The 14,633-nt window shown below is 44.2% G+C and carries 13 protein-coding genes; 1 reads left to right on the top strand and 12 read right to left on the bottom strand.

Features of this window, described 5'->3' with window-relative positions; all coding sequences use genetic code 11:
• Positions 1 to 35: 35 nt before the first annotated feature.
• On the top strand, positions 36 to 1,115 hold the full coding sequence (gene ychF / locus LRM46_RS01695) for a redox-regulated ATPase YchF (protein WP_243813321.1): 1,080 nt from the start codon (positions 36 to 38) through the stop codon (positions 1,113 to 1,115).
• Here ychF and LRM46_RS01690 read toward each other — a convergent pair.
• The 12 genes from LRM46_RS01690 to pnp all read right to left on the bottom strand — a co-directional run bounded on the left by LRM46_RS01690 (position 1,105) and on the right by pnp (position 14,549).
• The gene (locus LRM46_RS01690) at positions 1,105 to 1,827 is read right to left on the bottom strand and encodes a TlyA family RNA methyltransferase (protein ID WP_243813320.1); all 723 of its coding nucleotides are present in this window, start codon (positions 1,825 to 1,827) and stop codon (positions 1,105 to 1,107) included. The two genes, ychF and LRM46_RS01690, sit on opposite strands and share 11 nt — an antisense overlap.
• Positions 1,828 to 1,836: 9 nt before the next feature.
• Positions 1,837 to 2,397: an elongation factor P gene (gene efp / locus LRM46_RS01685; RefSeq protein ID WP_129632170.1), complete on the bottom strand. Its 561-nt coding sequence runs from the start codon at positions 2,395 to 2,397 to the stop codon at positions 1,837 to 1,839.
• Positions 2,398 to 2,470: 73 nt separating this feature from the next.
• Entirely contained in the window at positions 2,471 to 2,668 is a 198-nt protein-coding gene (rpsR, locus tag LRM46_RS01680; RefSeq protein WP_129632167.1) for a 30S ribosomal protein S18, read from the bottom strand.
• 13 nt (positions 2,669 to 2,681) lie between these two features.
• Entirely contained in the window at positions 2,682 to 3,104 is a 423-nt protein-coding gene (locus LRM46_RS01675) for a single-stranded DNA-binding protein (RefSeq protein WP_129632164.1), read from the bottom strand.
• A gap of 35 nt (positions 3,105 to 3,139) precedes the next feature.
• A complete protein-coding gene (rpsF, locus tag LRM46_RS01670) occupies positions 3,140 to 3,493 on the bottom strand; it encodes a 30S ribosomal protein S6 (RefSeq protein WP_165000188.1) in 354 nt (117 codons plus the stop codon).
• Between the two features lie 130 nt (positions 3,494 to 3,623).
• A complete protein-coding gene (locus tag LRM46_RS01665; protein ID WP_243813319.1) occupies positions 3,624 to 5,837 on the bottom strand; it encodes an FtsK/SpoIIIE family DNA translocase in 2,214 nt (737 codons plus the stop codon).
• 106 nt (positions 5,838 to 5,943) lie between these two features.
• The gene (locus LRM46_RS01660; RefSeq protein ID WP_243813318.1) at positions 5,944 to 8,103 is read right to left on the bottom strand and encodes a ribonuclease J; all 2,160 of its coding nucleotides are present in this window, start codon (positions 8,101 to 8,103) and stop codon (positions 5,944 to 5,946) included.
• Positions 8,104 to 8,245: 142 nt separating this feature from the next.
• On the bottom strand, positions 8,246 to 10,330 hold the full coding sequence (locus LRM46_RS01655) for a YhgE/Pip family protein (RefSeq protein ID WP_243813317.1): 2,085 nt from the start codon (positions 10,328 to 10,330) through the stop codon (positions 8,246 to 8,248).
• Positions 10,323 to 10,757: an RrF2 family transcriptional regulator gene (locus LRM46_RS01650; RefSeq protein WP_129745542.1), complete on the bottom strand. Its 435-nt coding sequence runs from the start codon at positions 10,755 to 10,757 to the stop codon at positions 10,323 to 10,325. The genes LRM46_RS01655 and LRM46_RS01650 overlap by 8 nt, the downstream gene beginning before the upstream one ends.
• Before the next feature lie 85 nt (positions 10,758 to 10,842).
• Positions 10,843 to 11,424 (bottom strand): uracil-DNA glycosylase, encoded by a 582-nt coding sequence (locus tag LRM46_RS01645; protein WP_243813316.1) that lies wholly within the window; start codon positions 11,422 to 11,424, stop codon positions 10,843 to 10,845.
• A gap of 59 nt (positions 11,425 to 11,483) precedes the next feature.
• Positions 11,484 to 12,392 carry a hypothetical protein gene (locus LRM46_RS01640; RefSeq protein WP_243813315.1) on the bottom strand — a complete coding sequence of 303 codons (909 nt, stop codon included), beginning with the start codon at positions 12,390 to 12,392 and terminating at the stop codon, positions 11,484 to 11,486.
• Positions 12,393 to 12,431: 39 nt separating this feature from the next.
• Positions 12,432 to 14,549: a polyribonucleotide nucleotidyltransferase gene (pnp, locus tag LRM46_RS01635; RefSeq protein ID WP_243813314.1), complete on the bottom strand. Its 2,118-nt coding sequence runs from the start codon at positions 14,547 to 14,549 to the stop codon at positions 12,432 to 12,434.
• Positions 14,550 to 14,633 lie beyond the last annotated feature (84 nt).

Here is a 14,633-nt window from a genome sequence, read left to right as displayed (position 1 = left end):
TATATCAAAGATTCCGCAGATGATATAATAAATATATGAGTTTATCTATTGGAATCGTTGGTTTACCAAATGTCGGCAAGTCGACACTTTTTAACGCTTTAACAAATAACGACATTTTGGCGGCTAATTATCCGTTTGCGACAATTGAGCCGAACACAGGAATTGTTCCCGTGCCAGATGATCGTCTGCAAATTTTGGCCGATCTTTATCACGCGCAAAAAATTATTCCAGCCACCGTCACTTTCGTCGATATCGCTGGGCTGGTTGCTGGCGCGTCTAAAGGTGAAGGTTTGGGCAATAAATTTCTACACAATATCAGAGAGTGCGACGCGATTGTTCACGTTGTCCGTGCGTTCGAAAATTCAAAAATTTTGCGCCACGATGAAGCGCCAATTGACCCTAAGAAAGACATTGAAGTTATAAATACCGAGCTTATTCTGGCCGATCTACAAACTCTTGAAAAACGCCTGCCTCAGCTCCAAAAAGAAGCCAAAGCAAACCCAAAAGCTCGTCAAAAAGTTGAATATCTGCAATCTTTAATCGACAATTTACAAAAAGGCGTACCAATTTCCGCCCTGTCAGATGTGGATTTTGAGGCAATTTCCGACCTTCACCTTCTTACCACCAAACCCGTTATTTACGCATTCAACGTTGACGAAGAAGGATTGAACAATTCCGATCTACAGAGTCAATTGACCGAACTCGTAAGTCCCGCAAAAACCGTCTTTGTCTGCGCAAAACTGGAAGAAGAGTTGAAGGGCTTATCTGAAAATGATGCCAAAGAGTTATTAGAAAGCTACGGCGTCAAGGAAACTGGACTCGCTAAACTTATTCATGCGGCCTACGATACGCTCGGACTACAAAGCTACTTAACTGCGGGCGAAAAAGAAGTCCGAGCTTGGACAATTCACAAGGGCTGGACTGCACCGCAAGCCGCGGGCGTTATTCACTCGGATTTTGAGCGCGGATTTATTGCTGCACAAATTGTTGATTTTAACGATTTAGTCGCAGCAGGATCGGAAGTTAAGGCTCGTGAAAACGGCAAAATTCGCACCGAAGGAAAAACCTACGTCATGCAGCCAAATGATGTCGTTGAATTTAGGTTTAACGTTTAGCTAATTTCAATTTGTAAAATCGCTCGAGATTACCCTTACTGCCAGCCACTTCACTATCTTTTTTATCTAAGATAACAAAATACTTTTTCGCCCAATCTTCAAAATCGGACAAAATCTGCCGGCGAACTTTATCGTTTTTAATAATTCCTTTATTAACCTGATGCCGCCCCGCCTCAAATTGAGGCTTCACCATAGCAATTAATATCGTATTCGTGTTCATCAAATTTTCTGCCACGTGCGGCAAAATTTCCCTCAGAGATATAAACGACACATCGCCCACGATAATATCAATTGCTTCATCTGCATAAAAATCACGAATATCGGTCTTTTCGTGGAGAATAATTTTTGGATTCGGTCTCAAACTCGGATGGAGCTGCTCCGTTCCAACGTCAACAGCAAATACCTTTTTGGCGCCGTGACGCAATGAATAGTCAGTAAATCCGCCCGTACTCGAACCAATATCCAGAACGGTTTTATCCTGAAAATTAAGATGAAAATACTCCGCCACGCTTGCCAGTTTTAAGCCAGCTCGCGAAACATAAGTTTCTTTCTTCTCGAGCTTTATCTCGTCCGAATCAGACACCATAGTTCCTGATTTTTGGACAATTTTCTTATTCAAAAAAACATAGCCCAGGCGAATAAAATTATCCGCCTGAGATCTTGTTGTCGCCAAACCACGCTCGACCAGAGCTTTATCTAATCGCTGTTTCATTAAGTAGAACTATTTCTTTCGCTCGCGATATTCACCAGTGGATGTGTCAACGCTAATAATATCGCCCTGCTTGATAAATGCTGGAACTTTGACAACTAGCCCCGTCTCCAAAGTAGCGTCTTTTAGCACAGATGAAGTCGTATCGCCCTTAACCACATCTTCCGTGTAGGTAACTTCCAGATATTTATTCTTTGGTAGCTCAACGTTAATCACTCGACCGTCGAAGAATTGAAGGCTTAATTCATCGCCTTCTTTCAGGTATTTACTGGCATCATCCACGATTTCCGCAGCCAGCTCAAATTGCTCAAAGCTAGTCGGGTCCATGAAATAGAACTTGTCGCCGTCGTTATACAAATATTGCGCAGTTTTATTATTTACTTCCGCAGCTTCGATTCGCTCTTGACCCTTGAAAGTCTTTGGGATAACACTTCCGTCAATTAGGTTTTTCAATTTCACGTTAACAATCGAACCGCCACGACCCATAACTTTTTGGCCGTATTCTACGACGCGATATGGCTTGCCGTCAATTTGACAAACTACGCCTTTTTTCAAATCAGTTGGCTGATACATATTTTCTCCTTTCCAATAAAATATCTCGCTGCCAAATATATCATAGCAACGAGATATTGCGCATTAAACGTTCCTAGTTGCTAGTAACAAATGGCAACAAAGCCAAGTGGCGAGCACGCTTAATTGCTACTGCCAAGCTTCGCTGTTGCTTTTCGCTCAAACCAGTCTTGCTGATTGGCTCAATTTGACCGTAAACATTGATGTAACGTTGCAAAGTTTTTACATCTTTATAGTCAAAAATGATCGGTGGATTTTTCTTCAATTGTGCCATTTTAATCTCCTTATTAGAATGGAATTTCGCTTAGGTCAATTGGCTTATCGTCAATTTCCGTTACGACTTCCTCTTTTTTAGTAGTCTTTGGTGCTGCAGAACCCGAATTGTCGCCATTTGGACCGTCTAAGAACGTTACGTCCGAAGCAGTAACTTCAATTCGACTCTGCCTTTTACCAGTATCCTTATCTTCCCAGCTATCCTGTCGCAGTCGTCCTTGGATCAAAACCCGACGACCCTTGCTTAGATATTGCATTACCAAATCACCAAGTTTATCCCAAGCTGTGATATTGAAAAAGTCAGCCTGATCGTCTTGAGATTGTCGATCAACAGCAATGCTGAAACTAACTACATTCTTGCCAGAAGCGGTTGTTCGCTGTTCTGGATCGCGTGTCAATCTACCCAACAAAATCACTTGATTGATACTTCGTGCCATATTCTATCCCCTCTTTTACCTTACGGCAGTTAGGCTTATTTACTTGATTCGCTTGAATCAGATTCTTCGTTGCGCGCTTTTTGCTCGCTTAATGCTTGACGAGTTTTTTCATCAGTTTTTACCAATAGGTAGCGCAAAACTTCGTCAGTAATATTAAGTGTGTTTGAAATTTTCAATAAAGCTGGCGCTGGCAATTTAACCTCAAAACAAACGTAAACTGCAAAGTCCTCACGCTTGATTGTGTAGGCCAATTTTTTCTTGCCCCAGTTATCTTCTTTGGTAATTTCACCACCGTTAGCAGTGATCAAACCACGTACCTTATCCAACGCTGAATCTAGATTAGCCTCTAAATCCGGGTGAATAAGAACAGTTAGTTCGTATTCGTTCATGTTTCCTCCTCTGGAATCCATTTACGGATGCTTACGCTGTCTCACGTAAGCTTAGGTTAATATTCAATTGCTATTATATCACTAAACAGCCAATATTGCCAATCTTACTACTGATAAATCGTAGCAATCGCTATTCCGCCAGCAGCTCCTCAAGCTCTTCTGGACTAGAAATCAAAACATCGCGCGGCTTAGAACCGTTCTGCGGACCAATAATCCCCCGCTCTTCCATCTCTTCAATAATTCGCGCTGCTCGCTGATAACCAATTCCCAGGCGCGTTTGCAGCATACTCGTTGAGGCTTTGCGACGCTCAACCACCACACGAACCGCATCCTTAAACTTATCATCGCCACCTTCAGATAAGTCCATCACGACGCCACCCTTACCGTCCAATTGAACTGGCTGAGCCACCACTTCATCGTTGTATTGCGGAGCCATCTGCATACGCAAATGATCGGCAATTTTATTCACCTCATCATCTGTCACCCAGGCGCCCTGGATACGTCTTGGCTTGCTCATACTCGTTACGTAAAATAGCATATCTCCCTGACCCAATAATTTCTCAGCGCCAGATTGGTCTAGAATCGTTATACTGTCAACCTGGCTAGCCACCGTAAAGGCAATTCGCGCCGGCACGTTTGCCTTAATCAAACCAGTAATCACATTCACGCTAGGACGCTGCGTTGCCAACACCAAGTGAATGCCAACTGCTCGCGATTTCTGCGCCAAACGGACAATTAACGTCTCAACATCCTTTTTAGCCATCATCATAAGGTCAGACATCTCGTCCACCACAATCACGATATACGGCATCGATCCATCTTCATGCTCTTGAACATTGCCATTTTCATCAGCAATTGCAATCTTCTTAGCGCGCGACTGCAGCCTCTTGTTATATTCCTTAATATTACGGATTTTCTCGCCCGCCAACAACTTATAGCGTCGTTCCATCTCATTCACCGCCCACTTCAAAGCTGAAATGGTCTTCTCTGGTTCATTAATAACTGGCGCAAGAAGATGTGGAATATCGGCGTACGGTGCCATTTCGACTTGCTTCGGGTCAACCAAAATCAACTTCATATCACTCGGACTATTGCGATACAACAAACTACAAAGCAAGGTGTTAATCATCACAGACTTACCAGAACCCGTTTGTCCAGCAATCAGCAAATGCGGCATCTTTCCCAGTTCACCCACAACAACTTGACCAGATATATCTTTACCAATTCCAAAACTCAAAGGATCACGAGCAGCAGCCCATTGCTTTGATGACAACGTACTTCGCAGTCGCACCTCGGCAGCCTTACGGTTAGGCACTTCAATACCAACCGCTCGCTGACCAGGAATTGGCGCCTCAATCCTTAAACTTTGTGCCGCCAAATTAAGCGCAATGTTAGTTTCCAGCGCCGTAATTCGCGTCAATTTAACGCCACTTGGCGGTCTTAAAGTGTATTGCGTGACTTTTGGACCAACATTAATATCGCCCATCGCTGCCTCAATATTAAATTCAGCCAGCGTATCGTGAATTATTTGGGCATTCTGGCGCGTATCTCCAGCATCAGCACCGCTTTCGTTCTTCTCTAATAGATCCAAGCTTGGCGCCTCCCAATTCGGATCACGAGTTGCCACCAAAGCCTGCTCTTCATTGACCTTTTCTGGCTTCTCTACTTTCTTTAATAAGCTCTTTTTCTCTTTGGCTGTATCAATTATTGGTACACCAGCATTTAACTTAATTTCTCCCAAGTCGGTCTTTTTCTCTTCTTCTGCTGGCTGAGCAATTGACGCCTTTTTCATAACAGAACGATTATTATCGTCCTCCTTAGTATTGCTCTTAATCATCTCCCAAAGTTTACTGAAAACCGTAAACGGTGACGTTTGAGTAATAAATAGAACCGTTATAAACGCCAAAACCAGATAAATAATCACAGCAATTGCCGAATCTACCATTTTCAGTGTGGCCATATTCAATATATCGCCCACAAATCCACCAGAATTCGGATGCGAAGCCGTCTTCATTAACCCAAACAATCCAGAAAACCACACAATTTCCAAAATTGCCGCAAATTTCACCACTGCAGGCAACTGATTCTCTTCTGCTCGGAAAGTCTCAACCGCCAAATAAATCAGCAATATCGGTAAGGCGTACGCGGTGTAACCAATAGTTTTTATGGTCGCCATATCAATCCATTGTAAAACCGGACCACCGACGCCAAACCACGACACGACGAGTAGTAGAGACAAAAGAATAAGCATCACCGCGCCAACTTGCGACCAAAAACCCGCCGGCAAACTATGCTGCGGCTTGGCTGGTGCGGATTTTTTCGTGCTCTTTCGTTTTTTTGCCATAATCGTTTTTATTATACACTGATTTTACACTTATTAACAGATGTAAAAATCAACTTAATACGCTTAGTATTATAGCATAATTTACCAGTAAAATCAATCTAGAACTCTAGTACGGGCGAGTATTCTGTCGTTCTCTGGCTTTTGTGTCGTTTGCTTCAGTATCTGGCACTTGGCGCTGCGGGAAACGGCGACGTGGCGTAGTTGGGAGGGTCATTTTTGGCTCGTCTGAGACAGGCTTTTTACCGCGCGCGGGCGATTTCACGGCAGAATGTGTTGGCGTAGCTGCCGACTTAACAGATTTCAAGCCACCAACTTCATTTATCACTGGAATGACAATCGGTGTTCGGCGAGTCTGATCGTACAATATATGCGTAATCTCATCTTTAATTTCTTTTTTGATAACGTCCAAATCATATTTGCCAGAAAAACTACGTGCCGCTTTTTGCTTCAAGTATTGGCGAATCATATTCATCAACTCTTCAGAATCGCGCAAGTAAATAAATCCGCGAGAAATAATGTCTGGACTAGTCAATAATCGTCCCGTGCCACGCTGTACGGTCAGCACCACAACAAACATTCCCTCTTGCGACATGTGAATGCGATCTTTCAATACAACCTCAGAAACAATCGCGCCAGTGTCATCATACATCACGCCACCAACGTGAATTCGCCCAGCCTTCTTTGCTTGCCTTTCAATATCAATTTCAATAATATCTCCAGCATCGCACACAAAAATATTCTTACGAGGAATTCCACATTCCTTTTCCGCCAATCTGGCATTATGCACCAACATATGGAATTCACCGTGAATTGGCATGTAATAAGTTGGGTTAAGTGCATTGATCAACTTGACATGATCGTCATAATATCCGTGACCTGACAAGTGTAGAGGACCGATTCCTGTCAAGTGAGTCTTTCCGTTCTGAATAACGTCAGAACCTTCGCGCATCAGACCATCAACCGTTCGCACCACGCTTTTTTCATTGCCAGGAATTGGATTTGAACTAAACACCACAACGTCCGAACCCTTAATTTTCATATATTTATGAGCGCCCGTCGCCATGCGATTTAAGACGGCGTTAAATTCACCCTGCGAGCCAGTACAAACTACGGCAATTTGGTTATCGGGCAATTTAACAATATCTTCCATCTTCATAATGGTGTCTTTAGGAATCTTAATTGTCCCCGAACGCAACGCTACTTCCAGATTTTGAATCATCGAGAATCCAGCAAACGCCACCTTGCGTCCGTGCTTATGAGCCTCTTCCAAAATTAATTGCAAGCGATGCACCTGCGATGAGAAACAACTTAAAATTACTCGACTATTACTAAACTTATCCATCACCTGACCGATGGAATACTGAATATCAAACTCCGTGTGCGTGTGTGTGCCAGCCGATTCACAGTTGGTCGACTCGTTCATAAACATCAAAATGCCTTCTTTTGAAGCCACTTCCGTAAGTCGCTCAAGGTCAAACTTCTGACCATCAACTGGACTTTCCTCGAATCGCCAGTCACCAGAATCGACAATCACACCCATCGGAGTTCTAATAATCACCGCCGTAGAATCAGGAATTGAGTGGTTGACTCGCACCAACTCGATTGAAAAATGCTTAGAAACTTGAACAATTTCGTGACTCAGCGGATCCATCACTCGATAATCTGGCTTGAAATCCACTTCTGAATCGTCCATCGTTCGATCAAGCATGCCAATCGTAAACTTAGAGCCATAAACTGGCGCTGGAATACGATGAATAAAATGACGGAACGAGCCAATGTGATCAAGGTGTCCATGCGTAAAAACATGCGCCTTAATTTTATGCTTATTCTCTTCCAGCCAAGTAATATCTGGCGTGATGTAATTAATGCCTGGATAATCACTGCCCGGGAACAAAAAGCCCATATCTACGATGATAATCTCATCATCATATTCGATGGCGTTCATATTCTTACCAATTCCCATTTCGCCCACGCCACCAATTGGGATAATCCGAAGTTTCGGCTGACCACCGCGAACAGGCTTTGGCTGCATTTTGGCACTAAATTGCTCGCCGCCGTATCCGTTGTAAACTGACTTGTTTACCGGAATATCAATTAAGTGTTGTGAAGCCCTGAGATTAACATTCTCGCTCGTTCGTCGCTGAGCTCGGAAAACTTCACCCTTACGAGTAGTTGTGCTATTCAAAACTGCATTGTTGCTTTTCTTTGACTGCGGACGCTTATTGGCGTCATCTTTTTGCGGTGTTGCTAGTCGCCGCTGACCCATATTGTTATACTCCTTTTTTATTACAATATAATTCAAAAACCAGGTATAGAGGTGAACTGATGTAAATTCCTCTAGTTAGTACTCTTATATTAGCAAACCGCTCATATTTTGTCAAAGAACAATGTTTTATAACAGAGGTAAATTAATCGTCGCCATCCACCGACGTGTGTGCGAATTTACGCTTGCCACGATAGGCGAAGAAGCCGATTGTCAATAAATTAGCCACCAACAAGAATCCAGCCAAAACCCACATACTGCCGCCGTAAAATGCGTTATCTAGCCCGCCCGAAATAGCCTGGCGCAATGCACGAATCGAGTAAGTCATCGGCACTAGCGGATTAATTGCTTGGAAGAATCCGTTGGCAGTTTGGATTGGGAATGTTCCTTCACTGGATCCCAATTGGAGCACCAAAAGAACCATCGCTAGGAACCGCCCTGGATTGTCCAAAACAATCACCAAAAGCGACACAATCGACATATATGCAAACGACGTCAGATAAATTGCCCCGATGAAATGCGCTGGATGCTCTGGAGTTAGCCCTAAGAAAAACACCATCACCAACATCAAAATTGTTGCTTGCATAAAGGCTGCCACGCCAGCCACCGAAGCTTTAGATAGCCACCAACGAATCGCACTTTCTTGCTCGGAAAAAGTTTTGCGGATCGGATAAATAACGTTCAGAACGAGTGCTCCAACGAACAAACTTAGCGACAAAACATACGGCGACAAAGCGTATCCATAGTTTGGAACATTGCCCTTTTCGGTCATTTCCGACTTCACTGGATTTGCAATTTGCTGCTGAGTCGTAGCGCCAGTTGGTTGAATTTTTATGCGATTAGAAGCATCCGCCAATTTATTCGCCAGCGTATCCGCGCCGCTTGCCAGTTGCGAAGTTCCGTCAATTAACGCGCCCGAGCGACTTTCTAACAAACTCGCGCCATTCGCCAATTTTTGGCTGCCCGATTTTGCTTCGCTTAAGCCGTTTGCTAAGCTTGCCGAGCCCGCCAGCAATTGATTATTTGCGAATCGCACGCTGTTATAGCCGTTAAATGCGGTGATCGCGTTTGGTGCCAATTGATTCACGCCTTTATTCAATGTAGAAACTCCAGCCCGAAGTTGCGTTTGTTGCGCCGATAATTGTTGAGTTAGCACTCGAAGATCTTTAAGTAGCGTTGTCGTCTGCTCAATAATTGTCTGAGTTTCTGTGAATGCTCGAGAAATATTGCTAATTTGCGACAAACTTATCGTCGTAGATTCACTGCCAGAAGCGGCTGCTTGCGCGCCCAAAGTCCGCAAAGTATCGCCCGCCGCCGACAAGTCGGACTCCGAATCTTTCATTGTTTGCACCAAAGTTTGCGCGGTCGTTTCTACCTTATTTTTCAGCGCCACGAGCGCTGGCGATGGGTTACTCACGCTGGCGTTTAACTGATTTATGCCCGATTGCAATTGTTTCATGCCGTCAGATAATTGTGACAATTGAGATTCGGTCGGCAAATTGTTCGACAATTGCCCCAACCCCGCCTGCAATTTACGAGAACCGTCGCTGAGTTGCGCCAGTCCGCCAGTCAAGGATTGCTGATTTACCGCTAATTGCTTAACGCCGCCAACGTATGTTTGTGTGCCAGATTGCAATCGCCCTAATCCGTCGTGCAAAGTTGACGCGCCGTTAGCTGCCGCATCCAGCCCTATTCCAAGCTTGTCCAAATTCTCCAAAATTCCCTTAGCGTACGCCTGAGTGATTTGTTCAGACACCGAAGATTTAACCTTGGCGGCAGCTTGATTGCTGACTAGCGAACCGATATAGTTTTTCGCTGGCGTGGTCGTAAAATTAATAACCGCCTGCTGAGGTTCAGATTCGGTAATTGACGCCGCTTTCTGCGAAAAGTCGGACGGAATAGTTACTACTGCATAAAAATGCCCGCTATTCACGCCTTCGTCTGCTTGTTGTTTACTGACAAACTCCCAACCCAAATCGTGATTATCTTTCAGTTTTTTCTCGACGGATTCGCCGACATTCAGCACTTTACCGTTTAAGCTAGCGCCCTTATCTTCGTTCACGAACGCCACCGGTAAGTTTTTTGTTTGTCCGTACGGATCCCAAATTGAGCCTAGGAAAAATCCACTATACAAAATCGGGATAAACGAAATCACAGCCATGGATATCAGCAATATTTTATTATTAAACAAATGCTTCCACTCGGCTCGTAACATCTTATTTTTAATCATGTGTAACCTCCTTTGTGACATCTTCCAGCGTCACAGTTTTCAAATATTCACTCCACTTTTCCTGCGCTTCAGAAAAAACCTTTTCTATCATATTCATGCCAATTTCCACCTGACGAGGACGCGATTGAAAAACTCTCTCAATAATTCCCTGAGGCTGAAAAAATGGCGACTCTCCTTCAATTGCAAGGACAACATCATGCAACGTAACTTCGTTCATTTTTCTCGCTAAAATAAATCCGCCGCCAGCTCCCTGAGTTGAAGTGATTAGCTTTGCTATTACCAATTTCCGACTAATTTTCTTCAAGTACGTCGGCGAAACCAGCATCTTTTCCGCCAGCGCATCATTAGTTACCGGCGTCGTCCTTTTCGGATCCGCCAGAATTGCCATAATGCAACACGCTTGTTCAACAGCTCCCGATAATCTCATACAAATCCTTTCTCGACTTAGATATAATAGATATCGACTATCCACTATACTACGTCTGAGAAACTTTTGCAAGAAAATAGTCTAATTAAGCGCCGCTATTATTCTTCACAAATTCCACAGCCTGAATAAAATCGTCAATTAAAGTCTGACGCATACCGCCGTTATAAAGCGCAGCGGCTGGATGATATAACGGAATCACTACGAATTCAAGCTCGTGCAGACGCACTTTACGTGGACGACCGTGTTCTTTACTGATCTGCAATCCCGGAATAAATCCGCCGCCGCTGTGCCGCCCTAAGGTCAGAATAGCCTTTGGCTGAATGATTTCTAATTGCCTGAGTAAATATGGCCAAAATTGACGCTTCTCCTCTGGCAATGGGTCGCGATTATTCGGCGGTCGATACTTAACAATATTGGTAATATATACATCTGACCGCTGTAAATTGGCAGACTTTAGCATCTCATCAAGGAATTTTCCCGCAGCACCGACAAACGGCTTGCCCTGCAGATCTTCATTCTTCCCCGGCGCTTCACCAATAAAAACGATACCAGCATCAGGATTTCCATCGCCCATAACAAGCTGCGTCGCCTGATCAGCCAAATCCGAGCAAACCTTCTCTTTTACAATTTCTTCCGCCAACGCGTCCAATTTAGTCTGCTTGTCCATATATTTATTCTATCAAAAACGCCCCGCAAAAAACGAGGCGCTTATGATATTTAGCAGAACTATTTATTTACCTTGTCTGCCAGTATAGTTCCTAGGTCATTTAATTCATCGCGAATTTCGCCCTCTTCTGCCAACTTCTGTATTCCTGATGTCCATTCATTAATAGGCTTCTGAATCGCGGTAAGACTGTCATAAAATTCACTCATATAGTTGGAATTATACTTTTTATAGTCAGTCTTCATCTCCGCGACCTTCGGCAGCATCTTTTCGATTTTTTCTAGCTTGGCAGTAAAATCTCTAATAAACTTTTTATTAGTTTCATTCTTAGCATCAACATTCTTAAGATTCTGTCGAGCCTTCCTAATCGTGCTTTCTACGCTAGAAAAGTTAGAGCTGTTCCTACCGTCAGAAAATTCAATTATCACTGGCATAATCTTCTCGTATACTTCTTCAAAGGCATCCACGGCTGTATTGAACTTTTCTAGTTTGTTCTTCAGAGCCTCATACTTTTCACGAACCTCTTTGTCGCCTGTAATGGCCTTCATTTTACCTATCTCAGCCAACCTGTCGTTAACTTCGCTCTTTGTTTTAGCGAGCTTATCACGATTGGATTTCAATGAAGTCTCAGTTTCTGAAGTGGAGATGTACGAAAGCGACGAAGCCGCCTTATTGTATATCTCAATTGTCTCGTTTAACTTTTCTCCAGCAGCTTTATAATCCGCCTTACTTGGACCACTTAGCAGTAAGACAGCCAGGACTACACCAACGATAATTACGACTAGTCCAATTATTCCGCCGATAATTCCCCATAAAGCACCTTTACTCATTTTCTTTTTTGGTGGCATTTGGTATGGAGCTCCCATGACTGGTTGTTGTGGTTGAGGCTGCTGAGCCTGAGGCTGCTGTGGAGCCTGCTGGAATTGTGGCTGAGGCGGTGTTTGCGGTTTGTTGTTATTACTATTGTCCATAAATTTTCCTCCTAAAATTACGCTTTCGCTATTATATATTTATAAACCAATCATCGTCAAATTAATCTTACCGCGCTCGTCAATTCCAGTAATTTTCACGCGAACAGTTTGCCCTTCTTTCACGACATCAGTCACTTTTTCAACTCGATGTTCTGCCAATTTCGAAATATGAACCATTCCGTCAACACCAGGAAGTATATTCACAAACGCGCCAAAATCTTTAATGCCAACAACTTTACCTTCGTAAATCTTGCCGACTTCTGGCTCCTCAACCAGACTCTTAATCCAGTTCATAGCCTTTTCAATCGACGCGCCGTCTGGGCTGGCCACGGTAATCAAACCATCTTCCTTAATATCAATCTCAGCGCCAGTTTCCGAAGTAATCTTATTGATCGTCTCACCGCCCTTACCAATAATCACGCCAATCTTATCCGGATCAATCTTAATCTTCTCAATTCGTGGTGCATACGGACTGAGCGACTCACGAGGCCCTGGAAGCACACTAAGCATATGTTCCAAAATGTGCGCACGCCCCGCCTTACTCTGCTCAATTGCCTGACGCAAAATCGCCACCGGCAGTCCATGAACCTTCATGTCCATTTGAAGAGCTGTAATACCCTTTGAAGTTCCAGTTACCTTAAAGTCCATATCACCAGCAAAGTCCTCAGCATCAGCGATATCGCTCAACACATACGGAGTATCGCCATCCATCATCAATCCCATCGCAATTCCACTCACTGGAGCCGAAATTGGCACGCCAGCATCCATCAACGCCAAGCAGCTAGAACAAGTCGCCGCCATTGAAGTGGAGCCGTTCTGGCTCATAATTTCTGTCACCGAACGAATAGCGTATGGGAAATCCTCTTCAGTTGGCAAAACTGGAAGCAAAGCACGTTCCGCCAAGTATCCGTGACCAATTTCACGTCGACCTGGACTGCCCATTCGCTTGACCTCACCAACCGTATAGCCCGGCGCATTGTAATGATGCATATAACGTCGCTCACCGTCGGTAATTTCCATAGTGTCAATCAATTGCGAATAACTAAGCGGCGCCAAAGTCACAATATTCATTCCTTGAGTCACGCCACGCGTAAACAAGCTGGAACCGTGAGCGCGCGGCAAGAATCCAACTTCCGAACTGAGCGGACGAACCTCGGTCAATTGTCGACCATCAGGACGAACTCGTTCGGTAACAATTCCCCGGCGAACATCTTTATGTAAAGCCAAAGTGAACGCTTCATCGTAATCGCTACGAACTTCGCTATATTCTTCCTCGTCCAGTCCCAATTTTTCCGCCATCGCCTCATGGAACTCAGCGCGAATTTCGCTAATCATTTCATTGCGCTCTGGATACGGGCGACGGATTTTCTCACCAAATTTCCCATCAGTCCACGCGTTAACTGTCTGCTGAATTGATTCGTCTGGCAAAATTAAATCGTATTCCTGCTGTGCTGGCGCAACTTTTTCCGCCAGTTCGCGTTGCAGGGCAATCGCTGGCTGCATCATCTGGTGAGCCCATGTCATCGCATCAACAATAACATCTTCCGAAACTTCTTTAGCACCAGCCTCGACCATTGTTATACCGCTTTCAATACCAGCCACAACCAAATCAAGATCCGACTTTTCGCGCTCTTCCGGAGTCAAGAACGCCTTAAATTCGCCATTGACTCGACCCACGCGCAAACCAGCCACTGGACCATCAAACGGCGTACCAGTTAACATTAACGCACTAGACGCAGCAATCATCGCAATCACATCTGGACGGAAACTCGGATCCATACTCAAAACAGTCGCGACGACTTGAATTTCCTGTCGATAACCTTTCGGGAAAAGCGGACGAATCGGACGATCAATCAATCGACCAATCAGCACAGCTTCATCGCTTGGGCGACCTTCGCGCTTAATAAATCGGCTGCCAGAAATCTTACCCGCTGCATAAAATTTTTCTTCATAATCAATTGACAATGGAAAATAATCCAATTGCACTGGACGCGGACTAACTTGAGCGCTACCCAAAACTACAGTGTCGCCATAGCGCACCAAAACGCTACCAGTCGTCCTAAAACCGACGCGATTCACTTCTAAAGTCAGCGGCCGACCACAAAAATCAGTGGTAACACTAAAAATCTCCTTGCCGCTTGGATTGATAATACTCATAAAGAGCTCCTTTCTTGCGGTAGTAACAGGGATGAAATTACTTGGCAATTTAGTCGTCTCATCTCTATCACTTCCGCGTTACAA

Origin of the sequence: Candidatus Nanosynbacter sp. HMT-352, assembly GCF_022819345.1 — a bacterium.
GTDB lineage: Bacteria > Patescibacteriota > Saccharimonadia > Saccharimonadales > Saccharimonadaceae > Nanosynbacter.
Note: the sequence above shows the minus strand (reverse complement) of the source record. Positions and strands in the feature narration are given on the sequence as shown.

What these genes read in the sequence shown, in the direction of transcription:
- LRM46_RS01665 (WP_243813319.1), bottom strand. Translation starts at nt 5,837, where the DNA reads ATGGCAAAAAAACGAAAGAGCACGAAAAAATCCGCACCAGCCAAGCCG.
- rpsF (WP_165000188.1), bottom strand. Translation starts at nt 3,493, where the DNA reads ATGAACGAATACGAACTAACTGTTCTTATTCACCCGGATTTAGAGGCT.
- efp (WP_129632170.1), bottom strand. Translation starts at nt 2,397, where the DNA reads ATGTATCAGCCAACTGATTTGAAAAAAGGCGTAGTTTGTCAAATTGAC.
- LRM46_RS01645 (WP_243813316.1), bottom strand. Translation starts at nt 11,424, where the DNA reads ATGGACAAGCAGACTAAATTGGACGCGTTGGCGGAAGAAATTGTAAAA.
- LRM46_RS01660 (WP_243813318.1), bottom strand. Translation starts at nt 8,103, where the DNA reads ATGGGTCAGCGGCGACTAGCAACACCGCAAAAAGATGACGCCAATAAG.
- rpsR (WP_129632167.1), bottom strand. Translation starts at nt 2,668, where the DNA reads ATGGCACAATTGAAGAAAAATCCACCGATCATTTTTGACTATAAAGAT.
- pnp (WP_243813314.1), bottom strand. Translation starts at nt 14,549, where the DNA reads ATGAGTATTATCAATCCAAGCGGCAAGGAGATTTTTAGTGTTACCACT.
- LRM46_RS01690 (WP_243813320.1), bottom strand. Translation starts at nt 1,827, where the DNA reads ATGAAACAGCGATTAGATAAAGCTCTGGTCGAGCGTGGTTTGGCGACA.
- ychF (WP_243813321.1), top strand. Translation starts at nt 36, where the DNA reads ATGAGTTTATCTATTGGAATCGTTGGTTTACCAAATGTCGGCAAGTCG.
- LRM46_RS01655 (WP_243813317.1), bottom strand. Translation starts at nt 10,330, where the DNA reads ATGATTAAAAATAAGATGTTACGAGCCGAGTGGAAGCATTTGTTTAAT.
- LRM46_RS01640 (WP_243813315.1), bottom strand. Translation starts at nt 12,392, where the DNA reads ATGGACAATAGTAATAACAACAAACCGCAAACACCGCCTCAGCCACAA.
- LRM46_RS01650 (WP_129745542.1), bottom strand. Translation starts at nt 10,757, where the DNA reads ATGAGATTATCGGGAGCTGTTGAACAAGCGTGTTGCATTATGGCAATT.
- LRM46_RS01675 (WP_129632164.1), bottom strand. Translation starts at nt 3,104, where the DNA reads ATGGCACGAAGTATCAATCAAGTGATTTTGTTGGGTAGATTGACACGC.